This is a genomic window from Bauldia sp., assembly GCF_020442045.1.
Taxonomy (GTDB): Bacteria; Pseudomonadota; Alphaproteobacteria; order Rhizobiales; family Kaistiaceae; genus Bauldia.
The window spans coordinates 1-25,984 of sequence record NZ_JAGRLA010000073.1 but is presented as its reverse complement, the minus strand read 5'-3'; the positions used below and the strand labels follow the sequence as shown (position 1 = coordinate 25,984).

Sequence of the window (25,984 nt, the reverse complement as noted above, 5' to 3'; positions counted from 1 at the left end):
GATGGCGACGGCGGTGGCGAATTTCGCGCAACTGTTCAACAATGCGATCCTCACGCGCGCATCCTTGCCCGGCAAGCATGGCGGAAACAAGGGATTTCGCCCTTGCCGCCACCGCCAAATTGCGCCACACAGCCCCATCGATCGTTCCCTCAAGGAGTACGCCATGACCACCGAAATCGAGGAGCGTCTCGCCGCCCTCGGCATCGAGCTGCCGAGCCCGGGAAAGCCAGGCGCCAACTACGTCCCCTTCGTCGTCACCGGCAATCTGGTGTTCGTGTCGGGGCAAGTGCCGATGGCCCCCGATGGTGTCAAATTTGTGGGCAAGGTCGGTAAGGACTTCTCGATGGAGGAAGGCCAGCAGGCGGCGCGCCTCTGCGCCATCAACATTCTCGGCATGCTCAAGGCCGCCGTCGGCGGCGACCTCGACAAGATCGCGCGGATCGTCAAGGTCGTCGGATTCGTCAACGCGGTTCCCGATTTCACCGACGTCCACAAGGTCATCAATGGCGCCTCCGACCTGATCACCGATGTGCTCGGCGACCATGTCGGCAAGCATTCCCGTTCGGCCATCGGCATGGGCACTCTGCCGCTGGGTGTCGCCGTCGAGGTCGAGGCGGTCGCCGAAATCCTCTGAGTTCGCACATGGGGCGCGCGGCATTTCTGACCGGGCGTCCCATTGCCCATCGCGGCTTCCACGATGCCGCCGCGGGACGGATCGAGAATACGCTTTCGGCCGCCGACGCCGCGATCGCCCGGAATTTCGCCATCGAATGCGACCTGCAACTCAGCGGCGACGGCGAAGCCGTCGTCTTCCATGACGACACGCTGGACCGGCTCACCGACGCGACCGGACCGATCCACGGGAAGCCGCTTGCCGAGTTGAAATCGGCGACGATCAAAGGCACCGGCGATCGCATCCCGACCCTGGCAGAACTGCTCGGTCTGGTTGCCGGCCGCGTTCCGCTAGTCATCGAGCTGAAACCGCAAGCGGGCGCCGAACCGCTTCTCGAGCAACGCACGGTGGAACTCCTCCATCCGTATGAAGGCCCGCTGGCGGTCATGTCCTTCGATCCACGATCGGTGCGGGCGATGCGGTCGCTGGCCCCCGCCCTGCCCCGCGGCATGGTTGCCGATCGCTTCGACGAGCCCGGCGAAACCGGTCTTTCCTGGGGCCGCCGAATGGCCCTTCGCCATCTGCTCCATGCTCAGGCCGTCCGGCCGGATTTCATCGCCTATGACATCAACGCCCTGCCCGCCAATGCGCCGCTCTTCCTGCGCCATCTCGGCCTGCCGCTCTTGACCTGGACGGTGCGGACACCGGCGGAACGCGCTTTGGCGGACCGCTATGCCGACCAGATCATCTTCGAAGGCTTCGACCCGGCTATGGACACGGCTCAGGCGGTATCGGACTGAATTCCTCGAGCTTCAGCCGCAGGGCGAATTCGCCGAAATCATAGGACGCCGCTTGCGCGAAGCCGTTCTCATAGACCACCGCGCTTGATGAGAAGGCCGGCGTCAGGTCACCGGTCGCATCGGCCGGGTAATAGCTGAACCCCATCTGCCAACGGTCCATGCCGGAAAAGCCCAGCCCGGCCGCGAACAGGGCATCGTCACCCGATTCATCGCCGGATTCCGGCGCCGCCCCGATAGTGACGCTGACCAGCCAGACGTCGCGGCCGTGGCCGGAACCGTCATAGACCGAGAAATCGACCAGGGTCTTGCCGGCCTTCGCCGCCGCGACGGCGGCGCCCATCATCGCCAGCGGAAAGATGACGTCGCCATCGACCGTCCGCGTCTCGGTCTTCGGTTCCGTCAGCGCGACGGCTATGCCGCCGTCGGTCCTGGTCGCCTCTCCCCTGGCGCGCTCGATCTCCATCGACGCGAACTCGCCGCGGATATCGAAGACGAGGCTGTCGGCCTTCTCGTAAACGTCGGACTCCATATCCAACGGAAGCGATCCCATTGGTCCCTCGAAGTCCGCCACGAGGCTGGTTGTCGATCGATAGGTATCGCAGTCGCGGGTCAGGACAGCGGTCATGCTTCCGGTGACGCCCCCCATCGTACCGCTCTCATCCTCGAGGCTGAGCCCGTAGACGGCCGACCCCGTCACCAGCGCCGGCGCCGCCGCAGCGCCGGCGGCCTCCACCAGGCCCGCGACGCCTGCCGCGGCGACGGCGAGAAGGGTCCTCGTCATGACATCCTCCGATTTCCGCCTATGGAACACGCTTTGCTTCGATGGAGCAAAGGTCGGATCGCTCCCATCGCCGATACGCCACGCGGCGAGTTGTGCTTGCAGCGGGGCGACCTAGATGATGGGATAAGCCAAAGTCTGAGTGAATCCGTTTCGTGACCGACCATAGCAAATCCGAAGCGACCCTGACCGTCGTGTCGTCGCTGAACGATATCGCGCGCGACGACTGGGATGCCTGCGCCAACCCTGAGGGCCTGGCGCGCCGGCTTGGCCCGGGCGAATCTTCGAATCAGCACGGAGAGATAGCGCCGGGTGCGCAACCGGATTGTGAACGGGAGATGCCGACCATCGGCGATGCACGGTCCGGTCTCGAATATAATCCTTTCCTCTCTCACGACTTTCTCTGGTCGCTTGAGGAATCCGGCTCCGCCACCCGCAAGACCGGGTGGCTCGGTCAGCATCTGGTCCTTGCCGGGGCCGACGACCGCCCGGCGGCGATCCTGCCCTGTTATCTCAAGTCCCACTCGATGGGCGAATACGTCTTCGACGGCGGCTGGGCCAACGCGTTCGAGCAGGCCGGTGGCCGGTACTATCCCAAGCTGCAGGTCTCGGTGCCGTTTACCCCGGTCACCGGTCGGCGCCTCCTCGTCAGGCCGGGGCCGGACGCCGGGCAGCACCGGGCGGTGCTTGTGCAGGGTCTTGCCACCCTCGCCGCCAATCTCGGGGTCTCCTCGGCCCACGCGACGTTCCTGCCCGAAGACGAATGGAACCTCTTCGGCGAGGCCGGCTACCTGCGGCGGACCGACCAGCAGTACCACTTCCACAACGATGGCTATCGCGACTTCGAGGATTTCCTCGCCGCCCTCTCTTCCCGCAAGCGCAAGGCGATCCGCCGCGAGCGGCGCGACGCCCTGGCGGACGGGATCAAGATCGTCCATCTCACCGGCAGGGACATCACCGAAGCCGACTGGGATACCTTCTTCCAGTTCTACATGGATACCGGTTCCCGCAAATGGGGGCGGCCCTATCTCAACCGCCGCTTCTTCTCGCTGATCGGCGAACGGATGGCCGATCGCATCCTGCTGGTCATGGCCCGCCGCAACGGGCGGGCCATCGCCGGCGCCCTCAATCTGATCGGGTCGGATGCGCTCTACGGCCGCTACTGGGGCACCGTCGAGGATCACCCCTTCCTGCATTTCGAGGTCTGCTACTATCAGGCGATCGAATGGGGGATCGGCCATGGCCTCGCGCGGGTAGAGGCCGGAGCGCAGGGCGAGCACAAGCTGGCCCGCGGCTACCGCCCGGCCGCCACCTACTCGGCGCATTGGATCGCCAATGCGAGCTTCCGGCGGGCGGTCTCGGACTACCTCGAGCAGGAACGCCGGCAGGTCGACCGTGACAGCGAGGTCCTGTCGTCGTATCTGCCTTTCCGCGTGATGGAACAGACGGAGCCGGATGGATGAGTGCCGAGGCCTATGACGACCAGAATATCTTCGCCAGGATCCTGCGCGGCGAGCTGCCCGCCCACAAGGTCTACGAGGACGACGCATCGATTGCGATCATGGACGTCATGCCGCAGGGCACGGGACATACCCTGGTCATCCCGAAGACCCCTTCCCGCAACCTGCTCGACGCCGATCCGGAGGCGCTCGCCAACCTGATCCGTTCGGTGCAGACCGTTGCGCGGACGGTGAAGGACGCCTTCGAGGCCGATGGCGTGACGATCATCCAGTTCAACGAGGCGGCGGCCGGCCAGTCGGTCTTCCACCTCCATTTCCACGTCATTCCGCGGTTCGAGGGCGTCGCCCTGCGTCCCCATACCGGCAGCATGGAAGCCGACGATGTCCTGGCCGCAGGAGCCGGGAAGATCCGGGCGGCGCTCGCCGGTTCCTGAGGCTCACCATCGGGGAAACAGAAAAGGCGACGCCGGCTGGTCCGACGTCGCCTGATTCGCGCGGCCCGGCCACCGCCGGGAGCGGAGCTTTCGGCGCTACTGCTGGAACAGGTCGCCGCCGGCATTCAGCCCGCCGCTCGGCGCCTGCACGTCGCGAACGCCCGAGGGCACCTGCGACCGGTTGGTGCCGGGAGCCGCGACGGTGGATTTCGAGCCGCCCATTTCGGCGATCACCGAATCGAGGTTTTCCTGCGCTCGGGTGTATCCGGGGTCGAGCTTCAACGCCATCTGGTAGTCCGCCACGGCGCGCTCGCGATCGCCCTGGTTCTGGTAGGCGACCCCGCGGTTGTTGAATGCGTAGACGTAGTTCGGGTCGATCTGGAGCGCGGCCGTATAGTCCTTGATCGCCTTCTCGTATTCGCCCTGGCTGTCGTAGATGATGCCACGGTCGTTATACGCGTAGGCGTAGTTCGGGTTCAGCCGGATCGCGGTATCGAAATCCCTGAGCGCAAGCTCGGTCTTGCCCATGTCGTCATAGGCGAGCCCGCGATTGCGATAGGCGACGGCATAGTTCCGGTCGCGGCGGATCGAGGCGGTGTAGTCGGCGATCGCCTGCTCGTAGTCGCCCTTTTCCGCATAGGCATTGGCCCGCCCGTTATAGGCATAGGCATAGTCGGGGCTCAGCTCGAGCGCGCGGTTGTAGTCGGCAATGGCGAGGTCGAGCTCGCCCTTGTCCTTGTAGGCGTTGCCGCGCCCGTTATACGGAAAGACGTAGTTGGGATCGGCCCGGATCGAACTGTCGTAGTCGGCGATCGCCAGGTCGTTCTCGCCGATGTCGCGATAGGCGTTGCCGCGGCCGTTATAGGCGGCGGCGTAATTCGGATCGAGCTCGATCGCCTTGGTGTAGTCGGCGATGGCGAGCTCGTACTGGCCCTGATCCTGGTAGGCGTTGCCGCGCCCGTTATAGGCATAGACATATTCCGGATCGATGCGGATCGCATCGGTATAGTCGGCGATGGCGCCGGCCAGGTTGCCGGTGTCGCGATAGGCGTTGCCGCGATTGTTGTAGCCATAGGCGTAGTCGGGATCGATCCTCAGCGCCGCGCTGTAGGCCGCGATCGCGCGATCGATGTCATTCTTGGCCCGGTACGCGATGCCGAGGTCGTTATAGGCCGACACATAGTCGGGGTAGAGCGCGATCGACTCGCCATAGTCGATGATCGCGGCGTCGTAGTCGCCCTTGTCCTTGTAGGCGAGACCGCGGTTGCGGAAGGCGATGGCCCGGTCCCGCTGGGTCTCCTTGGTGCCGCGGGCAAGCACTTCCGTGCATCCGGCGATCCCGACATCGGGATCCGGCGAGGTGCACATGTCCCACGCCTCGTCGGCGAGAACCGGCCCGCCTGCGGCGGAAACCGCAAGGAACGCGACCACGCCGGCGGCCGTCAGGCCAGAATTTCGTCCGCTCCAACAGAGCTTCATCAACTGCCTCCAGGTAGCAATGCCCACCCCCTGGATGAGCATCCGGACCGCCAAATGCCCGGATGCCCTGCAATATCCAACAAACGCGGCGTCACGACTAGGTCGTCTTAAGGGGCACCTTCGGCACCAGGCCGCGACCGCCGCCAGGGGGTTTTCCATTGCTTGGCGGCTTTTTCGCGGCACTGGCCGATTTTCTTTTGCGCGGCCGGCGCGGCTTCGGCACCGGCTCGGGTCTCGGCTTCACGGGACCGTCCTCGACCGCCTCCAGATCCAGGCCGCTGTCGTCTTCCTTGACGGTGACCTTGACGGTGCCGCCCTTCTTCAGCTTGCCGAACAGCACCTCGTCGGCCAGCGGCTGCTTGATATTCTCCTGGATGACGCGGGCCAGCGGGCGGGCGCCCATCCGGCTGTCATAGCCCTTCTCGGCCAGCCATTTGATCGCCTCCTCGCTGAGGTCGAAGGTCACGCCGCGATCGGCCAGCTGCGCCTCGAGCTGCATGACGAACTTCTGGACGACCTCGTAGACGACGTCGGGCGGCAGGCTGCCGAAGGGGACGACCGCATCCAGACGGTTGCGGAACTCCGGCGTGAACATCCGGTTGATCGCCTCCTGGTCGTCGCCTTCGCGCTCGGACTTGCCGAAGCCGATCGCCGGCCTGGCGAGCTCGGCCGCGCCGGCATTCGTCGTCATGATCAGGATGACGTTGCGGAAGTCGACCTTCTTGCCGTTGTGGTCGGTCAGCTTGCCATGGTCCATGATCTGCAGGAGGATATTGAACAGGTCGGGATGCGCCTTCTCGATCTCATCAAGCAGCAGCACGCAGTGCGGATGCTGGTCGACGCCGTCGGTCAGCAGGCCGCCCTGGTCGAATCCGACATAGCCGGGAGGCGCACCGATCAGCCGCGAAACGGTGTGGCGCTCCATGTATTCCGACATGTCGAACCGCAGGAGCTCGACGCCGAGCGCGCTTGCCAGCTGGCGGGCAACCTCGGTCTTGCCGACCCCGGTCGGCCCCGAGAACAGGTAGCAGCCGATCGGCTTCTCCGGCTCCCGCAAGCCCGCACGGGCGAGCTTGATCGCCGAGGCGAGCCGTTCGATCGCCTTGTCCTGGCCGTAGACCACCCGGCGGAGCACGGTGTCGAGATTCTTCAGCACCTCGGCATCGTCCTTGGAGACCGATTTCGGCGGTATCCGGGCCATCGTCGCGATGGTGCCCTCGATCTCCTTCACGCCGATCGTCTTGCGGCGCTTGCCGGGTGGCAGCAGCATCTGCGATGCGCCGGTCTCGTCGATGACGTCGATCGCCTTGTCCGGCAGCTTGCGGTCGTTGATATAGCGGGCCGAAAGCTCGACCGCGCTCTTGATCGCGTCGCCGGTGTAGCGGACCCGGTGATAGTCCTCGAAATAAGGCTTCAGGCCCTTCAGGATCTCGATGGCGTCCGGGATCGTCGGCTCGTTGACGTCGATCTTCTGGAAGCGGCGGACCAGCGCCCGGTCCTTCTCGAAAAACTGGCGGTATTCCTTGTAGGTGGTCGAGCCGATGCAGCGCACCGCCCCCGAGGCCAGGGCCGGCTTGAGGAGGTTCGACGCGTCCATCGCCCCGCCCGAGGTCGCGCCGGCGCCGATCACCGTATGGATCTCGTCGATGAACATGATCGCGCCCGGGAATTCCTCGATCTCCTTGATCACCTGCTTGAGGCGTTCCTCGAAATCGCCGCGATAGCGCGTGCCGGCGAGCAGCGTTCCCATGTCGAGCGAGAAGACGGTCGAGTCCTTCAACACCTCCGGGACGTCGCCGTCGGTGATCCGCTTCGCCAGTCCCTCGGCGATGGCCGTCTTGCCGACGCCGGGATCGCCGACGAAGAGCGGGTTGTTCTTCTGCCTGCGGCAGAGCACCTGGATCGTCCGGCTGATCTCGGCCTCGCGGCCGATCAGCGGATCGATCTGTCCCTTGCGCGCCTTGTCGTTGAGGTTGATGCAATAGGCCTCGAGGGCGTCGGCCTTCTTCTTGGTATCCTCGCGGCCTTCCGAGGTCGCGGCATCGTCATCGACGCCACGCACCGGGCGCGACTCGGACATCCCGGCGCGCTTGGCGATGCCGTGGCTGATATAGTTGACCGCGTCGTAGCGCGTCATGTCCTGCTCCTGCAGGAAATACGCCGCGTGACTCTCCCGCTCGGCGAAGATCGCGACCAGGACGTTGGCGCCGGTGACCTCTTCCCGGCCCGACGACTGGACGTGGATGACCGCGCGCTGGATGACGCGCTGGAAGCCGGCGGTCGGTTTGGAATCCTCGTCCGACCCGGTCGCGAGATTGGCGAGCTCGGTGTCGATATATTCGACCAGGTTGCGTCTCAGGATGTCGAGGTCGAGGTTGCAGGCACGCATCACCGCGGCAGCGTCCTGATCGTCGATCAACGCCAGCAGCAGGTGTTCGAGCGTCGCATATTCCTGGTGGCGCTCGCTTGCGAGAGCCAGTGCCTGGTGCAGCGCTTTTTCGAGATTGCGGGAGAACGACGGCACGGGGGACCTCACTTCTTTTCCATGACGCACTGTAACGGATGCTGGTTCTTCCTGGCGAAATCCATCACTTGCGTCACTTTGGTTTCCGCGATTTCAAACGTATAGATGCCGCATTCCCCGACGCCGTGCTGATGCACATGCAGCATGATCTGGGTCGCTTCCTCGCGCCCCTTTTGGAAGAAGCGTTCCAGGACGTGAACGACGAACTCCATCGGCGTGTAGTCGTCGTTGAGAATAAGGACGCGGTAGAGGCTCGGGCGTTTCGTCCGCGGTCTGGTTTTTGTGACGACACCAGTGCCAGCGTCGCCATCATCGGGCCGCCGGTTCGAACTGCTCATCTTGTCGGCTCACCAATTTCCGCATCCTCGAATCCTGACGACAAACTGTCGGCGGCGCAATCCATCCGCATCAAATTTTTCTGGCCGTTTTCAACGATGACAGCAGGGACGGACGTCCCGACCTTTTGATATCTAGGTGCCGATCGCGGCAAATCCAACGCCGGCCGGGAACGAAAAAAAGAAAGGCCCGGCGGAACCGGGCCTTTCCGCCTGCGGACGCCGCCGCAGGCCACTTTCGAAGAGAGGGTAGGCTTACCTCGGGAACTTGCCGAAAAGCCCCTCGTAAGGCTTGTAGGCGGCCTTCGCCATGCCGGCGAAGATCTCGCCGACCTTGGTCGCCTGGCCGACATAGCCCTCGTAGGCGGAGCGGACATAGTCGCTCTGCGCCTCGATCGCCTTGTCGAGCGTACCGGCCGCCATGATCTTCTCCATCGCGGCGGCGCCGGCCTCGAAGGACTGCTTCGAATAGTCGGCCGCCTCGGAGGCGATGGTCTGGAAACCCTTGGTCACGACATTGGCGCTTTCCATCGCCATGTCGGCATTTTCCTTGCTGAACTTCTGGAAGTCGTCGAACGCGCTGATCATCTTGTCTGTCCTTTTGGTGACGCGGCGTTCAATCGCCGGGCGTGCTGACACCTAATATGTGCACTGCACCATAAACGTCAAGCGTTTTTTGTGCGCCGCACAATAGCGCCGGATTGCCGCGGCTCCGGGGCTTTACGGATTTGTAACTTCGCCTCCATACTGTTCTTGACGAGACCGGCAGCCGGTATGCGTGGGGACTTTACCGGCAGTTTGATCGGCGTTTCAGGTCCAGGGACTCGGAATCCCCGCCGCGCATTGCGCTGGAGGGTAAGAGGGACTGTTACTGTCCGATGGCCGCTGCCGGAGATTATGGGACGGGCGACTCGTGTTATGGGTCGTCAGGGTGCGGAGTTCGGAATTCATGACGAAGCGACTTCGGGCGCTCAATCGGCGCGGCGCAACCTGGATGCGGACCATGGTCGTCGCATGTGCCGCGACGATGGCGATCGGCGCGACCAACGCCCAGGCTGTTGTCAGCGCCGCAATCGTCGTCGACGCGAAAACCGGCAAGGTCCTTTATTCCAGCAATGCCGATACGCGGACCTACCCCGCGTCGCTCACCAAGATGATGACCCTCTACATGCTGTTCGAGGCAATCGACAGCGGCCGGGTCTCCCTGTCCTCGCGTATCCCGGTGTCGAAACACGCGGCATCCCAGCCGCCATCCAAGCTCGGCGTTCCGGCCGGCCAGTCGATCATGGTCAAGGACGCCATCCTGTCGCTGGTCACGCGCTCGGCGAATGACATGGCCTGCGCCATCGGTGAGTATCTCGGTGGCAGCGAGAGCGCCTTCGCCGCGCAGATGACCAAGCGCGCGCGTCAGCTCGGCATGAGCAGCACCACCTTCCGGAACGCGTCCGGCCTTCCCGACAACGCGCAGGTGACCACCGCCCGCGACATGGCGATCCTTGGCCGCGCGCTCCAGGACCGGTTTCCGAACTACTTCCCCTACTTCAAGGCGACGAGCTTCACCTACAAGGGAACGAAGATCGGCAACCACAATCGGCTGCTTGGCAAGTATCCCGGCGTCGACGGTATCAAGACCGGCTATATCCGCGCCTCCGGGTTCAACCTCGTGACGTCGGTCAACCAGCGCGATCGCCGCGTCGTCGCCGTCGTTCTCGGCGGCAAGACCGGATCGGCGCGGGACCAGCGTATGGCCGAGTTGCTCAAGCGCTATGTGCCCAATGCATCCCGCGGTGCGCAGGTTGCCGGCAAGATCCTGCCGGCCGGCGCGCCGCTGCTGGCCAGCGTGCCGACGCCGCGTTCGCGTCCCGATGGTGACGAGCCGCTGATCGAAACCGGATCGGTTCAGTCCGTCGCGGCGATCATGCCGGAAGAATTCCGCTCCCAGGGCGACATTTCCGACGACGTCATCGACGTTGCTCCGCAGCCGGTCGATACCTCCGGCTGGAAGATCCAGATCGCGGCGACGCCGACCGAGGAGTCGGCGCTCCAGCTTCTCGACCAGGCCAAGGCGAAGGGTGCCAGGGTGCTCGCCAGCGCCTCGCCCTATACCGAGCCGGTGGTCAAGGAATCGGTGACGCTCTACCGCGCCCGGTTCGCCGGCTTCGCCGGCAAGTCCGAGGCACGCGCCGCCTGCGCCTTCCTGACGAAACAGAAATTCGCCTGCTACGCCATCGCCGAGTAAGCGGAGAATGACTTGCCGCCCGTGTCTTGGCGGCGCCCCGGGGTCCCCTGTCGTAACGAGTATCGGACTTCATCCATGACCGCGCAAAAGCCTGTCCTTAGCTTCGTTGATTTTCGCCGCCAGGAACGTCGAGCCGCCCTGGTCGGGGTGGACCCCCTTCATCAGCTGTCGGTGCGCACGCCGGATTTCCGCCTCACTGGCGCCGGGAGAAAGGCCAAGGACCTCATAGGCCTCCTCGTCAGTCATGGGTCCCGCATTCGGCGCGCTGCCCGTCCCCGCTGCGCCATCACCCTCGCCGTCTTCACGCCAGCCGGGCATCCGGCGGTCCAGATAAGCTTCAAGCAGGGCTAGGCTCTCGCCGTCGACCGAAAGCTCGCGCGAGAGCTTCTGCAGGTCCTCGACATCGAGATCGTCGAGCCGGCGCCCGGCATAGGCACCGCCGAGGACGCGTCCATTGAGCTCGCCGCTGTCATGGTCGAGTTCCATCTCGAGGAAGGCGGACGTCACCTTGGACTTCGATCCCGGTGTCCGCCGGCCTCCGCCGAGGTCGAGCGGTCCGATCCGGCCGAGGAACAGGGCCGACCCGCCAAGCACGATCAGCGGCAGCCCGAAATCGACGCGCCGCGCCGCGACCAGGCCGCCTCCGAAAAGGATCAGCAGGCTCCCCACCACGTAGCGGATCAGTCTGACCAGCGCCCGCGGATCGGCGCCGACAAAGGCCTTGCCGAGCGTGATCAACGCAACGAGAACGGCGACTCCGGTGACGAGATAGACGACCATCAGCGGTTACGCATCTGCTCCAGCAGCAGCTGGCCTTCCCGACCGCCCTGCTTCTCCAGCGCCTTCACACCGCCGGCCGCGTAGATCGCCGCCGCCCGCAACAGCTCGGCAAGCTGACCCGCGGCGTTGGTGTCGAAACGGGAATAGGCGCCGCCGGTCAGCCGGGCGATCTCGCGGAAGCCACGCTCGACGGTCGGCTCCCGCCCTTCCTGGAAGACAAAGGCGCGCACGCCGAGCAACCCGAGTTCGCCGGCCTTGGCGGCCAGCGTGTCGATCGGCTCCTCGATGGCGTCGCCGACAAAGACCAGCACGCCGACCTTCCGCTTGCCGTTCTCGCGGCGCGCATGGCTCAGCACCTTGCCGATCTGGGTGTGGCCGCCCCTCACCTGGATGCCGGTCATCAGGTCGCGCAGCGCAGCGGTGTCGCTCACCCAGCGGCTCGCGCGGCATTCGTTGAAGCCGCGATAATAGAGCAGTTGGACCTCCAGGCCGCCGACCTTGCCGGCTTCCTCGAACATCTGGGCCTGGAGCCGGCAGGCGGTGTCCCAGGTCGGCTGACGGCTCATGGTCGCGTCGAGCGCGAAGATCAGCCGGCCGCGGCCCTCGACCGGCGTGGCGAGCGTCCGGGTCTTCTTCAGAAAATCCTGTATCTCTCCGGATATGGAGGTCTTGGCCGGGCGCCGATCTGCGTCATCGCGCGGAACCGGCCTGCCCCCGTCTCGCGCCACCGCCGGGTCCTGCCTCACCGGATTCGATTTTTTGTCCACGGCCATGCCGACGAGTGCCTTTCGGATTCGATCGCCGCCGCCCGACGCGCCGTCGGGCGACACGGTCTTCTAAGCCGGAAATGTGGCACTGATCGCGGCGGAAGCAACCGCTATTCGAGAACGAGCTCCAGCCGGCCGATCCCGTCCGCGGTTTGCGCGGCCAGTCGCTCCGGAGCGATCGGGCTGTCGGTGCGCGGCAAATTCACGAATGCCGCCAGCTCCCGGATTTCGTTCCGGGCCGCCATGTGGGACATTGTCGGCGTCGCCCCATGCGTCCGCTGGTCGAGCGTATCGAGGGCCGTCAGTCCGAGCGGGAAATATTCGCGGAAGACGACCCGTTCCGATATCCCGTCGCCGAGACGGAAGCCGAGCGTCGGAGAAATCTTCCGCAGCGCGGCGAGCAGGTTCCGCTGGTTGCGGCTCGGCAGCGTGGCGATGCGGTTGCGGATCACGATCCAGTCCATCTCGACGCCGTCGATGCCACGCCGCTGGGCGCGGGCGGTGTCCACCAGCTCCGCATAGTGGCTGCGTCTCGAGATGGAGAAATCGTCGGGATTGACCTGGCCCAGGATGTCGAGGTCGATGAAGCTGTCGTTGACCGGGGTGATCAGCGTATCGGCCATCGCGTGGCTCAGCCGCATCAGATAGGAGTCGTTGGCCGGTGTGTCGACGACGACATAGTCGAAGTCGTCCTGCACCCGGTCGACGATATCGGCATAGGTCGCGAATTCCTGTGCCTCGATCTCCTTCACCGTCTCGCCCGCCGCCAGCCTGGCGACGAAATGGACCGGCATGTCGAGGCCGAGATTCCGTTGCCGCGACCAGCGGGCGCGATTCTCGATGTAGCGGGTCAGCGACCGCTGGCGGCTGTCGGTATCGACCGAAGCGACCCTGAAGCCCGCCTTGAGCAGCGCGACGATGAGATGCATCGCGGTCGTCGATTTGCCGGTACCGCCCTTCTCGTTGCCGAGCACGACGACATGCGCGGATCCCCTGGCGGCGGACTGAAAGAGCATGGATGGACGCTCCGCGGTGGACTATGACGTCGATTGAAACAACAGACTGCCGGGAAAACGCGAAGAATTGGTCAACAGATTTCATACGTTACCCGGATTTGCCATGACCGGGGCCTCTGCTAGCCTCGCCGGCGCTTGAGCCCCGACAGATCGACATGAGATGACCCTCAACGCCCCCGCCTCACCCCGGATCGACCCGACCGTCGACCGCGCCCGCCTGCGATCCTTCGAATGGCGGAGCAAGGGATTGACCTCGGCGCTCGTCCCGACCATGGGCGCGCTGCACGAAGGCCATCTCGCGCTGGTGCGGGCCGCGGCGAAGCGCGCCGACACGGTGGTCGTCTCGATCTTCGTCAATCCGACCCAGTTCGGGCCGGCCGAGGATTTCTCCAGCTATCCGCGCGACCACGCCGGCGATCTGGCGAAGCTCGCGGAGCTCGGCGTCGACGCGGTCTTCATGCCGTCGACGGAGGAGATGTACCCGGAAGGCTTCGCGACGACGGTCTCCCTCGAAGGTCCGGCGCTCGGCCTCGAAGCCGATTTCCGCCCGACCCATTTCCAGGGGGTCGCCACGGTGGTGGCCAAGCTCCTGCTCGCCACCCAGCCGGACATCGCGATCTTCGGAGAGAAGGACTATCAGCAGCTCCTGGTCATCCGCCGCATGGTCACCGATCTCGGGATTCCGGTTGCGATCGAGGGCCTGCCCACCGTCCGTGAGCCGGACGGCCTCGCCCTCTCCTCGCGCAACGCCTACCTCTCCGAAGCGGAACGGGCGACCGCTCCGCTCCTCCAGGCGACGCTTCGGGCGGTCGCCGGCGCCGTCCTGGCCGGGGACGATCCCGCCACCGCCCTGGCAACGGCCCGCGATACGCTCGCGGCAGGCGGCTTCGCGGTCGACTATGTCGAATTGCGCAACGCCGATACCCTCGCGCCCGTCGCCGATCCCGCGTGTGAACCGCTCCGCCTGCTCGCGGCGGCGACGCTCGGCCGGACCCGCCTCATCGACAATATCGCGGTGTGAGTTTCGGATACGGCGGGTATCGGACGCATATTGCGTGCTTCGAGGTGCGCTGTTGCGCGCACCTCAGCATGGCTTTGTCTGTTATTTGAAACAATTGCTTATGCCATCCTGAGGTGCTCGGGCGAAGCCCGAGCCTCGAAGGACGCAAGACCCGGAAGCGCGTCCGCCTCCCCTCGAAGTGGCGGCCGGGTTTCGCCCCGCCTAGCGCACCCCAAGCTCGGCGAGTTCGGCCGCGAGCTCCGGCGGCAGCGCGCCCTCGCGCGCCTTGCCGAGGTCCGGCGGCGCGTCCTTCGGCTCGAGGTAGCGCCAGCCCTGGAACGGACGGCGCGGCTGCCATTCGGTCGGCACGAGCCTGGGCTCGAGCGCCAGCCGGCAGCGGCGGATGCCCTCCTCGTCGGCGAATGTCTCGATGTCCATGAGCCGCTGGCGGACCTGGACATTGCCCTTGATCACCCAGTAGAGCGAGCCGCCGTCGAGCAGATCGGACGCCTGCTTCGGCACCATCCTGGTGATATGGAAATGCTGCGGCTTGCGGCCGGCCTTGCGGGCCTCCGCCACCCGGTAATCGATCCATTCGGCAAGGTCGTCGATGGAATCGCAGCCGACGCACAGCTTGATGAGATGCAGGGTCATGGCGACAGCGTCGGCGTCCGCGGCGCCCGGGTCAAATCATCGGACCGGCTTTTCCACAATTGCATGGGACCGCGCGCGTCGCGCGAAGAACGTCACCCGATGAAGGCGAGCATGACGATCCCGCCGGCGAAGACGATGATCGCGGCCAGGGAATCGTATCCCATCCGCAGGATCGTCTGGTTGCGGCGATCCAGCAGCCCGACGACATAGATCGCGGTCAGGATGATCCCGAGCAGCAGCGCGATGGATTCGAAGCGTCCGGCCTCAGCCAGGATCGGGCCGTGGCGGTAGACGATATCCGCGACCGGGATCAGCAGGAGATCGAACAGGTTGGTGCCGAAAATGTCGCCGATCGCCAGCTCATAGCGATGGATGCGGACCGCGCCGACCATCGAGCTGATTTCGGGAAGCGACGTGGCAAGGCCGATCAGCACGAAACCGACCATGTTCTCGCCGATCCCGGTCTGCACGGCGACCGCATCGCCGGTCTCGGCCAGCAGATAGCCGGCCACCAGGATGACGACACCCGCCACCGTCCCGCTGATCATCAGGTCGCGGAGGCCGAGGCGCAGCTCTTCCGGCTCCGCCGGCACGAGACCGGGCAGCGGCGCCGCTTCGGCCACGATCCAGGTCGGGCGGTTCTCGTATCGCGAGGTCAGCCATACCGCGAGGCCGAAAAGCGGCACCAGTGACGCCGACCAGAGCCCGAGACCGAAGAGGTCGACCTCGCCGACGATGATCGCCGCCGACACCACGCCGAGCAGCAGGATGCCGAGTGTGCCCTGGAGCAGGGTCGCCGGATGGGCGACGACCGACGTCAGCGCGTCGCGCCCGAGGACCGCATCGGCAAAGGCCAGAAGCAGGACGTTGGTCGAGACGCTGCCGAGGATGCTGCTCAGCGCCAGGTTCGCGTGTCCGGCATGCGCCGCGGTGATCACCGTGGCGAGTTCCGGCAGCGAGGTCACGCCACCGAGAAGCAGGAAGCCGGCGAAGGCGCGGCCGAGCCCGGTCCGCTCGGAGATCGCATCGACGATGCGGGCAAGCCGCGTCCCCGCCCCCCAGACAATCGCGGCCGAGACCAGCAGGACAACCAGATTGACCGGAAGCGGCAGGCCTCGAAAATCGATCATCGTGGCCGCATCCCCGCCGCCGGTCGCCTAATCCTCGCCGGCCGGATGAAACGACTCCTTCAGCGCCTTTGCACCCTCAAAGGCCTTCTTGCCGTCGGCGGTCGAGATCGCCACCATCGTCTTGAGATCGCAAAGGCCACCGGTCGACGCCGTCAGCGCCAGGACCTTCATCCATTCGTGCTCGTTCTCCGCTTCGACGATGACGAGGAAGTCGCTTTCGCCCATCGTCCAGTAAGCGTCGATCAGCCGGGCGCCTGCCCTTTCCAGCAGCTGGTTGAGGGCCGGCGTCCGGTCTTCCGGCTTCGCCAGCATCCCTTCCATCGCGTGCTCGGTATATCGGCCCTGGGTAATGAAGATCATCCTGCACTCCGCATCTCGTTGCCGCGCGTGACGCGGCGTGGAGATGCAGACTATCCGACATTCCTGAACAACACCTAAGACGCGACTTTCACCGGGATCTTGATGTAGGACACGCCATTCGACTCGGTCGGCGGCAGCCGGCCGGCCCGGATGTTGGTCTGGATCGAGGGCAGCAGCAGGAGCGGCGCCGCGAGATCCTTGTCGCGCGCTTCGCGCATGGCGACGAACTCGTCCTCGGTCTTGCCGCTGAGATGCGTATTCCTGCGCTCCTCGCCGATCGTCGTCTCCCAGGCATAGTCGTCCCGGCCTTCCGGCTTGTAGTCGTGGCAGACGAAGAGCCGGGTCGCGTCCGGCAGGGCGAGCAGCTTCTGGATCGAGTGGTAGAGCGTCCGCGCACTGCCGCCGGGAAAATCCGCCCGCGCCGTCCCGTAGTCCGGCATGAACAGCGTATCGCCGACGAAGACGCAATCGCCGATCACGTAGGAGACGCAGGCCGGCGTATGTCCGGGCGTGTGAAGCACGCCGACATCCAGCCCGCCGATCTGGAAATGCTCGCCTTCCGAGAGGAGACGGTCGAACTCGCTGCCGTCGCCGGAGACGTCGGTCGCGTTGAAGACCGGCCGAAAGATCTTCTGCACCTCGCGGATATGCTCGCCAATGCCCACCTGGGCGCCGGTCTTCAGCTTCATGTAAGGCGCGGCGGTGAGGTGGTCGGCATGGGCATGGGTCTCGAGAATCCAGTCGATCGTCAGGCCGTCCTCTTCCGCCGCCTCCAGAATCGCGTCGGCCGATTTGGTCGAGGCCTTGCCGGTCCGCTGGTCGTAGTCGAGCACCGGGTCGATCACCGCCGCCCGCTTGGTGACCGGGTCGGACACCAGGTAGCTGGCGGTGTTGGTCGGCTCATCGAAGAACGCGCGGACAACGGGCTTCGCGCTGGTCGTCATCGGTAATCCTCCATCGGGTCGGGATCGTTCTTGACATATATATTAGTATATTCTAATTTAGTCAACGCTAATGGACAAACCGATGGAACAGACATCCGGCCTTCCGGCTTCCGCCGACATCCATGCCCTTGCCGATCAGGCGGGCGAGGCCGCGCGACTGCTCAAGCTTCTCGCCAACGAGCGGCGCCTTCTGGTGCTGTGCGAGCTCGCCCGGGCCGGTGAGATGACCGTCGGTGAGCTGGCGGAGGCGGTCGGCCTCAGCCAGTCGGCGCTTTCGCAGCACCTGTCGCTGATGCGCGAAAGCGGCATCGTCGGCTTCCGTCGCGAGGGGCAGGCCCTCCACTACGCGATTGCCGATCCCGTCGCTTCCCGACTGCTGATGACCCTCAAGGACATCTATTGCGGCCCTCCTCCCCCCAACCAAGGAAAATAGCCATGCGACTGCTCAAGGATATCTCGGTCAACGAGGCGCACGCGCTCCTCGACGAAACGGCGATCCTCGTCGACGTGCGCGAGCCGAACGAAACCGCTTCGGAGCGGATTCCGGGTGCCATCGAGCTTCCCCTCTCCGTCCTCGCGCGCGGCGGCCCGGCCAACCTCCCCGATGGTCCGACGATCTTCCTCTGCGCATCCGGCGCCCGGACCACGCGTAATTCGGCGGCGCTCGCGGCGCTCACCGACAATGACGCCTATTGCATGACCGGCGGCATCATGGCCTGGAAACGCGCCGGCTATCCCACCCAGCGGGGCTGACCGTCCTCGATCCCGGGCATATGCGATGTCTGAACTGACCCTCCTGCAGGACAGTCTCGCCCTGCTGTCCGGTGGCGCCGTGGGATTCTCGCTCGGCCTGGTCGGCGGCGGCGGTTCGGTTCTCGCCGTGCCGCTCCTCGTCTATGTCGTCGGGGTCAAGGACCCGCATGTGGCGATCGGCACCAGCGCCTTCGCCGTCGCGGTCAGCGCGGCCGTCAATCTCGTCACCCACTTCCGGTCGGGCAACGTCAAGTTCCGGTGCGCCATCGCCTTTGCCGTCTTCGGCATCCTCGGCGCGGCGATCGGTTCGACCGTCGGCAAGGCGATCGACGGCCAGAGCCTGCTTGCCCTGTTCGGGGTGGTGATGATCGCGGTCGGGCTGTCCTTCGCCAGGAAGCCCGCCGAGATCGGTCAACCGGCGGTCCGGCTTGACCGGGCCTCGGCGCGTACGCTCCTCCCCCGTATCGTGCCGGTAGCCCTCGGAGTCGGCTTCCTGGCCGGCTTTTTCGGTATAGGCGGCGGCTTCCTGATCGTGCCCGGCCTCGTTTTCTCGACCGGCATGCCGCTGCTCAACGCGGTCGGCTCGTCGCTTCTCTCGGTCACCACCTTCGGCCTGACGACCGCCGCCAACTATTCACTGTCCGGCCTCGTCGACTGGTGGATCGCCCTGCTGTTGATCATCGGCGGCGCGATCGGTGGCATCGGCGGCGTTGCCGCCTCCAAGGCCCTCGCCGCCAAGAAGCCCGGCCTCTCATATGCCTTCGCGGCCATCGTCGTGATTGTCGGCATCTATGTCGTCTGGCGCGGCGTTGAGGCCCTCATCTAGGGCCTCCCCTGCTCACATCCGATAGAATCTGATCGCGTTGTCGCGATAGAGCTTCCTGAGGTCCGACTCGCTGGCGCCCTCCGTGACCCGGTCGACCACCGCCACCCATTCCGCATAGCGGATCGCGAGCTCGGCCACCGGCCAGTCGCCGCCGAAGGCGACCCGGTCGAAGCCAAAGCACTCGATGGTATGGGCGACGTAAGGCGCCAGCTGATCATAGGTCCAGTTCCGGTGATCGGCTTCGGTCGCGACGCCCGAGACCTTGCACATCACGTTCGGCAGCGAGGCGAGCTCCCGCATCTGGCTCCACCACGGTTCGCGGATGCCGTCGCGTATTCCCGGCTTGCCGATATGATCGAGGATGAAGCTCACCTCCGGGCAGCGCCGCACCAGTTCGATCGCGTCGGCCATCTGCGGGTGATAGATGCAGATGTCGAAGGTCAGGTCGTAGTTCGGCAGCAGCTTGACCGCCTCGACGAAACCCGGCTGCAGGCACCAGCCCGGCTCGTCGACATGGTTCTGGATGAGGCGGCGGATGCCGCGGGCGAGCGGCAGCTTGGCGATCGCGGCGATGTCCGCCTCGACCGCGACCGGCCCCCGCTCCATCGGAACCGAGGCGACGATCGCCTGGATCAGCGGCTCCTGCTTGGCGGTCTCGCTGACCCACAGCGCCTCGTCGACATGCTGGCCGAGGGTGGCATCGACCTCGACGAAGACCAGCCCGTCGACGGTGACCGGCGCCGACCGCTCCAGATAGTAGGGCGGCAGATGCGGCTTGTTGAGCAACGGCACGTCAGCCATCCAGGCGAAGCTGATATCGGCCGGATCGTAGATGTGGACATGGGCGTCGATGATCGGAAAGTCTGGCATGCAATCTATCCCCGCTGCGTTTCGGCAGGAGACCTTAGCCGTCAATGGCCCCCGCGTCGCCTGCCTGGCCGCAAATTCATTTCCATATTGGAACGCCGGTCTCGACGCCTGCGCGCGGAGGCTGTCGACACCTGCTTCGGTGGCTGACGGTTGGCGAAAACCTGATATCAAGGCGGGCGGGGCGCAAAACCCCGCCGGTCTAGTATAGTGCGGCCATGAGCACGAGAACCAGCGAAGAACCGCCGCGGGATTTTGACGGCCTGAAGGATCTTCTGATCTCGCGCCGGGAGAGCCTCCCGCGCCGGCTGGTTCAGGTCGCCGCATTCGCGCTCGAGAATCCGGACGAAGTGGCTTTCGGAACCGTTGCCAGCGTCGCCGCCCAGGCCAAGGTCCAGCCGTCGACCCTGATCCGCTTCGCCCAGACCCTCGGCTATGCCGGCTTCACCGATCTCCAGGACGTCTTCCGCGCCCAGCTCAAGTCCCATTGGCCGGATTACCGGGAGCGCCTGGCGCGGATCGGCGACCGGGTCAACGACCGGCGCGACGGAACCAGCGGCCTCCTCGACGGTTTCGCCGAGACCGCCATCGCATCGATCGACCGGCTGCGCCACACCGTCTCGACCGCCGAGATCGACAGGGCGGCGACACTGCTGGCCGAGGCCGACACGATCTATCTGATCGGCCTTCGCCGGGTCTTCCCGGTTTCCTCCTATCTCGCCTATGCGCTCGCCAAGATCGGCTGCAGGGCCGTGCTCATCGACAATGTCGCGGCGCTTGGACCGGAGCAATTGATCGGCGCGACCGCCAAGGACGTCCTCGTCGCCGTCAGCTTCTCGCCCTATGCACCGATCACCGTCGAGCTGACAACCCGCGCCGCGGAGCGCGGCGTCCCGGTCATTGCCATCACCGACAGCCCCTTTTCGCCTCTCTCGTCCAACGCGACGATCCAGCTCGAAGTCGTCGAGGCGGACTTTGCCGGCTTCCGTTCGCTGTCGGCAACGCTGGCGCTCGCCATGGCGCTGGCCGTCGCCGCCGGTGCGCGGCGCGAAGCCCGTGGCTGAGGCCGCCGCGTCGGAGGCCGGGCGCGCGGCGCCTGACTATTACTTCCTCAGCGACCTCCACCTCGGCGGCGACGGCGCCTTGCAGCACTGCGACTTCGCCGCCGAGTTCATCGCCTTCCTCAGGGCGCTGGAGGACAAAGGCACCGATAGCGAGCTGATCATCGGCGGTGACACCTTCGGCTTCTGGGAATTGACCACCGTCGAAGGCATTGCCAGGTTCGACGAGATCGTCCGCCATCACCAGGCGATCTTCGATCAGCTCAAGGCGACCGGCGAGCGGATCAGGATCACCGTCATGGTCGGCAACCACGACTATGACCTCGCCTGCGACCCGGCCTTCGCCGAGCGGCTGGCGCGATACAACCTCCATCTCGACACGTCGATCAGCCTCAAGCGCCAGATGCTCGGCCGGACGATCTGGATCGAGCATGGGCAGCAGGCCGATCCCTTCAACGCCTCGCCGGACTACGGCAATCGCTACGCCCTCCCCGTCGGCTATTACATCACCGAGACCATCGTCGCCGGCACCAGCCGTCATTCGGAATTCGGCCGCGGCAACTGGCTGAAGGACATCCGCTCGGTCGCAACCGACCAGATTCCGGACTGGGTGGTATCCAATTATTTCTACCGCGAGATGGCCTGGGTGGTGCGTGGCGTGATCAGCGTCTTCCTGCTGCTCATCACCGTCGCCGCAATCGCGCTCGTCGCCGAGCTTGCCCGCCGCGCCGGGCTGATCGACGCCAACTACATCCTGCGCAATCCCTTCGTCCGCTCGCTCGGCTTCGTCGGCAACATCTTCGTCGCGATCATCGCCGTGAACATGATGATCCTGTTCTTCATGCTGGTGATGGCGATACCGGGCGCCGTCGTCCTCCACGACATCAAGCGCACCCTCTCCCGCTTCAGGCTGAGCTTCGGCGGCGTCGAGTCGATCGAGGGCCTCGGCAGCGACGTCTATCTCGCCCGTGCGCGCCAGGTCTTCGCCGAGCATCCCGAGACGGCGGTCTACCTGTTCGGCCATACCCACGACGCCTTCCTCATCGAGGAGGATGGCCGGGTCATCGCCAACATGGGGACCTGGCTGAAGATCCTGCACCGCGTTCCGGTGCGCTTCGGCTACCTGCCGGCGGTCTACTACCCGTCCTTCCGGCTGAACTACTTCCACATCGCGGAGGAGAATGGCGAGATCGCCATCCACTATGTCGACCGGCCGAAGACGCCCGAACGCGAGCTTGGCTGGCTTCAGCGCATCCTCACCTTCGGGCGGAAGCCCCCGGCCCCGCGACCCATCCCGGCGAGGACGACCCTTTCCGGTCGAAGCTGACGGCCAGCCGGCTATACCTTGACCGGCTGACCGGTCTCCCGCGCCATGGTCGCCGCGTCGGCGAGGCGCTGCGCCATCAGCCCGTCGCGGCCCGAGGGCGACGGCGGCGTCCCGTTCTCGACCGCGTCGATGAAGGCGGCAAGCTCCAGCCGGTAGGCCGGCGTATAGCGCTCGAGGAAGAAGTTCAGCACCGGGTCGTAGGTGAAGCCTTTGGCGTTCGCCACCTCGACCGTCGTCTCGTGGAGATTGCCGGCGCGGATCATCCCGCCCGAGCCGTGGACCTCGATCCGCTGGTCGTAGCCGTAGGTCGCCCGCCGCGAGCAGGAGATCTGGCAGAGCTTGCCCGACGCCGTGCGCAGCATCACCATGGCCGTGTCGACGTCGCCGGCCTTGCCGATCTGCGGATCGACGAGCACCGAGCCGACGGCATGGACCTCGACCGGCTCCTCGCCGAGGAGAAAGCGCGCCAGGTCGAAATCGTGGATCATCATGTCCCGGTAGAGCCCGCCCGACCGCTCGATGTAGGCGATCGGCGGCGGACCGGGATCGCGCGAGACGATCGTCACCATCTCGACCGCGCCGACCGCGCCATCGTCGAGGCGCTTCTTCAGCGCGGCGAAGTTCGGGTCGAAACGCCGGTTGAAACCGACCATCAGCGGCTTGCCCGAGGCCTCGACCACCTCGAGGCAGGTCTCGATCCGCCCGGCATCGAGGTCGACCGGCTTCTCGCAAAGCACAGCCTTGCCTGCCCGCACCGCCTGCTCGATGAAATCGGCATGGGTGTCGGTCGAGGTTCCGATCAGGACGGCGTCGATATCGGAAGCCCCGATGATGTCGTCGGCGCTGCGCGCTTCCGCGCCGGTCACCGCGGCCAGGGCGTCCGCGGCTTCGGTCACCACGTCGGCGACCGCCACCAGTTCGGCGTCCGGCGACGCTGCGATGTTGCCGCCGTGAAGCTTGCCGATACGACCGGCGCCCAGAAGTCCGAAGCGGACCATGCTTGTCTCCTCCCAGAGATGGAACAAAAATTCTGAATTGACGTTCCTTTGGAACCCATGTTTCATTTGTAGTCAGCGGCGATATCGCTGTCCAATGATAATCCGGGAGATGCTCAATGCCAGAGTCTGGGCGAGGGTCGGGGCCGGAATCGTGGCCGGAGCCAACCCTTGACGTCGTCACCGTCGGACGCTCGTCCGTCGACCTCTACGGCAAGCAGATCGGCTCCAGGCTCGAGGACGTCTCCTCCTTCGCCAAGTCGGTTGGCGGCTGCCCGGCCAATATCGCGATCGGCGCCGCCCGGCTCGGTCTCCGCTCGGCCCTGGTCACCGGGGTCGGCGACGAGCAGATGGGGCGCTTCATCCGCGAGCAGCTTGTCCGCGAAGGCGTCGTCGTCGACGGCGTCAAGATCGACCGCGACCGCCTCTCCGCCCTCGTCCTGCTTTCGGTCGAGAACGACAGCAGCTTCCCCCTCCTCTTCGTGCGCGAGAATTGCGCCGACATGGCGCTGAGCGAAGACGACATCGATCCGGAGCTCATAAGGTCGGCGAAGGCGCTGGTCGTCACAGGCACGCATTTCTCACAAGACAATGTCGCGGCCGCCCAGTTCCGGGCGATGGAGATCGCCCGCGCGGCGGGCCGCAGGGTGGTGTTCGACATCGACTATCGCCCCAACCTCTGGGGGCTTGCCGGCCACGCCGCCGGCGACGAGCGCTTCATCGCCTCCGACAGCGTCTCCGCGCATCTCCAGACCGTCCTTCCCCATTGCGACCTCATCGTCGGCACCGAGGAGGAGGTCCGCATCGCCGGAGGCGGCGACGTGCTCTCCGCGCTCCGCACGGTCCGCTCGCTGTCGGATGCGACGATTGTCCTGAAGCGCGGGCCGATGGGCTGCGTCGTCTATGCCGGCGCCATTCCCGACGACCTCGATACCGGCATCGTCGGCCGCGGCTTTCCGATCGAGGTCCACAACGTCCTCGGCGCCGGTGACGCCTTCATGGCCGGCTTCCTGCGCGGCTGGCTCCGCGACGAGCCGATCGAGACCGCCGCCACATGGGCCAATGCCTGCGGCGCCTTCGCGGTCTCCCGCCTCCTCTGTTCGCCGGAATACCCGACCTGGCAGGAGCTCAACTGGTTCCTCGAACACGGCAGCGAGCATCACGCGCTCCGCCACGATCCGATGCTCAACCACATCCACTGGGCGACGACCCGGCGTCCCCGGCGCGAAACGCTGATGGCGCTGGCGATCGACCACCGGGCGCAGCTCGAAGCGGTCGCCGATCGGCTCGGTGCGCCGCGTGAGCGGATATCGGCCTTCAAATCGCTCGCCGTCGCCGCGACGGCACAAGTCGCCGACGGCCGCCCCGGCTTCGGCATTCTGCTCGACGAGACCTATGGCCGCGACGCGATGGCCGATGCCGCCTCGCATCCTCTGTGGGTCGGCCGGCCGGTCGAGCAGCCGGGCTCGCGTCCGCTCCGCTTCGAGTTCACCCAGGACATCGGCGGCCGTCTCGCCGAATGGCCGGTGACCCACACGGTCAAGTGCCTCGCCTTCATGAGCCCGGACGACGACGCGGCGCTGATGACCGAGCAGATCGAGACGCTCCGCACCCTCTACGACGCCGCCCGTACCAACCAGCTCGAACTGCTTGTCGAGGTGATCTCCTCGAAACAGGCGCCGCTCGCCGGCGACACCACCGCCTCGATCCTCTCGGCGATCTACGCCGCCGGCATCAAGCCGGACTGGTGGAAGCTCGAGGCCCAACCGACCTCCGATGCCTGGGCGGCGATCGAGACCGTCATCGCCGGGGCGGATCCCTGGTGCCGGGGTATCGTCCTGCTCGGCCTCGAGGCGCCGGCCGCGGCGCTTCGCGAGGCCTTCGCCCGCGCCGCGGATTTCAACATCGTCAAGGGCTTCGCCGTCGGCCGCACCATCTTCAGCGACTGCGCGGAGAAATGGCTGGCCGGCACGATCGGCGACGAGGCCGCGATCGCCACTATGGCGGCCGGCTTCAACGATCTCGTTGCCACCTGGCAGCAGCTCCGCGACAGCCAGACGGCTTGAAACCCGCCGGCCATTGCGTCAGACCGGTCATCGGGAGGACCAGCGACCATGTCACATCTTCATCTGCGCCAAGGCGCGCCGGACAGCCTCAAGCGCACGCTCCACATCACGCCCGAGACCGCCGGCTGGGACTATGTCGGCTTCGATCTCCACAAGCTGGCCGCCGGCGAGACCGTCTCGATGGGAACCGGCGATCGCGAGGTCTGCCTCGTCTTCGTCACGGGCCGTGGCAAGGCCTTCGCGGCGGGCGAGGATTTCGGCGTCCTCGGCGAGCGGATGACCGTCTTCGACGGCAGGCCCTGGTCCCTCTATGTCCCGGCCGGTTCGGAGTGGTCGCTCACCGCCGTCACCGACCTTGAGGTCGCGGCCTGCTCCGCCCCCGGCGCGCCCGGCGGCCATCCGCCCCGCGTCATCGCCCCCGACAGCCGCGAGGTGATGACCCGCGGCAAGGGCAACAACGTCCGCTACGTCACCGACATCATCAACGAGACCGACCCGGCGGACAGCCTTCTCGTCGTCGAGGTCATCACCCCGGCCGGCAATGCGTCGAGCTATCCGCCCCACAAGCACGACCGCGACGCCTTCCCCGAGGAGACCCGGCTGGAGGAGGTCTACTACCACCGCCTCGACCCGCCGCAGGGCTTCGGCTTCCAGCGCGTCTATACCGACGACCGCTCGCTCGACGAGGCGATGACCATCGAGGACGGCGACGCGACGCTGGTGCCGCGCGGCTACCACCCCTGCGCCACCCTCCACGGCTACGACCTCTACTACCT

At 65.8% G+C, this 25,984-nt stretch carries 27 protein-coding genes; 13 read left to right on the top strand and 14 right to left on the bottom strand.

Annotated elements, in window-relative coordinates:
- The first annotated feature begins 1 nt into the window (after position 1).
- Together KDJ86_RS08265 and KDJ86_RS08260 are read left to right on the top strand one after the other, a co-directional pair.
- Entirely contained in the window at positions 2-634 is a 633-nt protein-coding gene (locus KDJ86_RS08265; protein WP_367116777.1) for a RidA family protein, read from the top strand.
- An 8-nt stretch (positions 635-642) separates the two neighbouring features.
- On the top strand, positions 643-1,413 hold the full coding sequence (locus KDJ86_RS08260; protein ID WP_291744645.1) for a glycerophosphodiester phosphodiesterase family protein: 771 nt from the start codon (positions 643-645) through the stop codon (positions 1,411-1,413).
- On the opposite strand, the gene KDJ86_RS08255 is transcribed toward KDJ86_RS08260, so the two are convergent.
- The gene (locus KDJ86_RS08255; RefSeq protein ID WP_291744644.1) at positions 1,382-2,194 is read right to left on the bottom strand and encodes an EipB family protein; all 813 of its coding nucleotides are present in this window, start codon (positions 2,192-2,194) and stop codon (positions 1,382-1,384) included. The genes KDJ86_RS08260 and KDJ86_RS08255 overlap by 32 nt on opposite strands.
- Positions 2,195-2,346: 152 nt before the next feature.
- On the opposite strand from KDJ86_RS08255, the gene KDJ86_RS08250 reads away from it, so the two are divergent.
- Positions 2,347-3,654, top strand: coding sequence for a GNAT family N-acetyltransferase (locus tag KDJ86_RS08250; protein ID WP_291744643.1), 1,308 nt, complete (start codon positions 2,347-2,349; stop codon positions 3,652-3,654).
- A complete protein-coding gene (locus KDJ86_RS08245; RefSeq protein WP_291744642.1) occupies positions 3,651-4,085 on the top strand; it encodes an HIT family protein in 435 nt (144 codons plus the stop codon). The genes KDJ86_RS08250 and KDJ86_RS08245 overlap by 4 nt, the downstream gene beginning before the upstream one ends.
- A 96-nt stretch (positions 4,086-4,181) precedes the next feature.
- On the opposite strand, the gene KDJ86_RS08240 is transcribed toward KDJ86_RS08245, so the two are convergent.
- The 4 genes from KDJ86_RS08240 to KDJ86_RS08225 all read right to left on the bottom strand — a co-directional run bounded on the left by KDJ86_RS08240 (position 4,182) and on the right by KDJ86_RS08225 (position 9,011).
- A complete protein-coding gene (locus KDJ86_RS08240; RefSeq protein WP_291744641.1) occupies positions 4,182-5,564 on the bottom strand; it encodes a tetratricopeptide repeat protein in 1,383 nt (460 codons plus the stop codon).
- A 97-nt stretch (positions 5,565-5,661) separates the two neighbouring features.
- Entirely contained in the window at positions 5,662-8,088 is a 2,427-nt protein-coding gene (gene clpA / locus KDJ86_RS08235) for an ATP-dependent Clp protease ATP-binding subunit ClpA (RefSeq protein WP_291744640.1), read from the bottom strand.
- Between the two features lie 8 nt (positions 8,089-8,096).
- Complete coding sequence (gene clpS, locus KDJ86_RS08230) at positions 8,097-8,426, bottom strand: ATP-dependent Clp protease adapter ClpS (protein ID WP_291744639.1); 330 nt, start codon at positions 8,424-8,426, stop codon at positions 8,097-8,099.
- 252 nt (positions 8,427-8,678) lie between these two features.
- Positions 8,679-9,011: a phasin family protein gene (locus KDJ86_RS08225; RefSeq protein WP_291744638.1), complete on the bottom strand. Its 333-nt coding sequence runs from the start codon at positions 9,009-9,011 to the stop codon at positions 8,679-8,681.
- Between the two features lie 361 nt (positions 9,012-9,372).
- Between KDJ86_RS08225 and KDJ86_RS08220 the strand changes: the two genes are divergently transcribed.
- Positions 9,373-10,662 (top strand): D-alanyl-D-alanine carboxypeptidase, encoded by a 1,290-nt coding sequence (locus KDJ86_RS08220; RefSeq protein WP_291744637.1) that lies wholly within the window; start codon positions 9,373-9,375, stop codon positions 10,660-10,662.
- A gap of 69 nt (positions 10,663-10,731) precedes the next feature.
- On the opposite strand, the gene KDJ86_RS08215 is transcribed toward KDJ86_RS08220, so the two are convergent.
- From KDJ86_RS08215 to KDJ86_RS08205, 3 genes are all read right to left on the bottom strand, one after another.
- Positions 10,732-11,442 carry a DnaJ domain-containing protein gene (locus KDJ86_RS08215; protein WP_291744636.1) on the bottom strand — a complete coding sequence of 237 codons (711 nt, stop codon included), beginning with the start codon at positions 11,440-11,442 and terminating at the stop codon, positions 10,732-10,734.
- Positions 11,442-12,215 (bottom strand): vWA domain-containing protein, encoded by a 774-nt coding sequence (locus KDJ86_RS08210; protein ID WP_521085265.1) that lies wholly within the window; start codon positions 12,213-12,215, stop codon positions 11,442-11,444. Before KDJ86_RS08210 ends, KDJ86_RS08215 begins: the two co-directional genes overlap by 1 nt.
- A gap of 104 nt (positions 12,216-12,319) precedes the next feature.
- On the bottom strand, positions 12,320-13,225 hold the full coding sequence (locus KDJ86_RS08205; RefSeq protein ID WP_291744634.1) for a division plane positioning ATPase MipZ: 906 nt from the start codon (positions 13,223-13,225) through the stop codon (positions 12,320-12,322).
- Between the two features lie 160 nt (positions 13,226-13,385).
- Between KDJ86_RS08205 and panC the strand changes: the two genes are divergently transcribed.
- Entirely contained in the window at positions 13,386-14,246 is an 861-nt protein-coding gene (gene panC, locus KDJ86_RS08200) for a pantoate--beta-alanine ligase (RefSeq protein WP_291744633.1), read from the top strand.
- A 201-nt stretch (positions 14,247-14,447) separates the two neighbouring features.
- Here the strand turns inward: panC and KDJ86_RS08195 are convergent, their stop codons facing one another.
- The 4 genes from KDJ86_RS08195 to KDJ86_RS08180 all read right to left on the bottom strand — a co-directional run bounded on the left by KDJ86_RS08195 (position 14,448) and on the right by KDJ86_RS08180 (position 17,313).
- Positions 14,448-14,879: a DUF1489 family protein gene (locus tag KDJ86_RS08195; RefSeq protein WP_291744632.1), complete on the bottom strand. Its 432-nt coding sequence runs from the start codon at positions 14,877-14,879 to the stop codon at positions 14,448-14,450.
- A 92-nt stretch (positions 14,880-14,971) separates the two neighbouring features.
- A complete protein-coding gene (locus KDJ86_RS08190) occupies positions 14,972-16,009 on the bottom strand; it encodes a sodium:calcium antiporter (RefSeq protein WP_291744631.1) in 1,038 nt (345 codons plus the stop codon).
- Positions 16,010-16,036: 27 nt separating this feature from the next.
- Positions 16,037-16,369: a GYD domain-containing protein gene (locus tag KDJ86_RS08185; protein WP_291744630.1), complete on the bottom strand. Its 333-nt coding sequence runs from the start codon at positions 16,367-16,369 to the stop codon at positions 16,037-16,039.
- 74 nt (positions 16,370-16,443) lie between these two features.
- Positions 16,444-17,313, bottom strand: coding sequence for an MBL fold metallo-hydrolase (locus KDJ86_RS08180; protein WP_291744629.1), 870 nt, complete (start codon positions 17,311-17,313; stop codon positions 16,444-16,446).
- Positions 17,314-17,395: 82 nt separating this feature from the next.
- Between KDJ86_RS08180 and KDJ86_RS08175 the strand changes: the two genes are divergently transcribed.
- From KDJ86_RS08175 to KDJ86_RS08165, 3 genes are read left to right on the top strand one after another with little or no spacing between them, the layout of a single operon-like run.
- Positions 17,396-17,746, top strand: coding sequence for an ArsR/SmtB family transcription factor (locus KDJ86_RS08175; protein WP_291744628.1), 351 nt, complete (start codon positions 17,396-17,398; stop codon positions 17,744-17,746).
- Between the two features lie 2 nt (positions 17,747-17,748).
- Positions 17,749-18,066 (top strand): rhodanese-like domain-containing protein, encoded by a 318-nt coding sequence (locus KDJ86_RS08170; RefSeq protein WP_291744627.1) that lies wholly within the window; start codon positions 17,749-17,751, stop codon positions 18,064-18,066.
- A 25-nt stretch (positions 18,067-18,091) separates the two neighbouring features.
- Positions 18,092-18,892, top strand: coding sequence for a sulfite exporter TauE/SafE family protein (locus KDJ86_RS08165; protein WP_291744626.1), 801 nt, complete (start codon positions 18,092-18,094; stop codon positions 18,890-18,892).
- Positions 18,893-18,904: 12 nt separating this feature from the next.
- Here the strand turns inward: KDJ86_RS08165 and KDJ86_RS08160 are convergent, their stop codons facing one another.
- A complete protein-coding gene (locus KDJ86_RS08160) occupies positions 18,905-19,762 on the bottom strand; it encodes an amidohydrolase family protein (RefSeq protein ID WP_291744625.1) in 858 nt (285 codons plus the stop codon).
- 215 nt (positions 19,763-19,977) lie between these two features.
- On the opposite strand from KDJ86_RS08160, the gene KDJ86_RS08155 reads away from it, so the two are divergent.
- Positions 19,978-20,823, top strand: a complete 846-nt coding sequence (locus KDJ86_RS08155; protein ID WP_291744624.1) for a MurR/RpiR family transcriptional regulator — start codon at positions 19,978-19,980, stop codon at positions 20,821-20,823.
- Entirely contained in the window at positions 20,816-22,147 is a 1,332-nt protein-coding gene (locus KDJ86_RS08150) for a metallophosphoesterase family protein (protein WP_291744623.1), read from the top strand. Before KDJ86_RS08155 ends, KDJ86_RS08150 begins: the two co-directional genes overlap by 8 nt.
- Before the next feature lie 11 nt (positions 22,148-22,158).
- Here KDJ86_RS08150 and iolG read toward each other — a convergent pair whose 3' ends face one another.
- The gene (gene iolG, locus KDJ86_RS08145; RefSeq protein WP_291744622.1) at positions 22,159-23,145 is read right to left on the bottom strand and encodes an inositol 2-dehydrogenase; all 987 of its coding nucleotides are present in this window, start codon (positions 23,143-23,145) and stop codon (positions 22,159-22,161) included.
- Between the two features lie 116 nt (positions 23,146-23,261).
- Between iolG and KDJ86_RS08140 the strand changes: the two genes are divergently transcribed.
- Positions 23,262-25,208, top strand: a complete 1,947-nt coding sequence (locus tag KDJ86_RS08140; protein ID WP_291744621.1) for a bifunctional 5-dehydro-2-deoxygluconokinase/5-dehydro-2-deoxyphosphogluconate aldolase — start codon at positions 23,262-23,264, stop codon at positions 25,206-25,208.
- A 48-nt stretch (positions 25,209-25,256) separates the two neighbouring features.
- The coding region (iolB, locus tag KDJ86_RS08135) for a 5-deoxy-glucuronate isomerase (RefSeq protein WP_291744620.1) at positions 25,257-25,984 on the top strand (728 nt) is incomplete at its 3' end.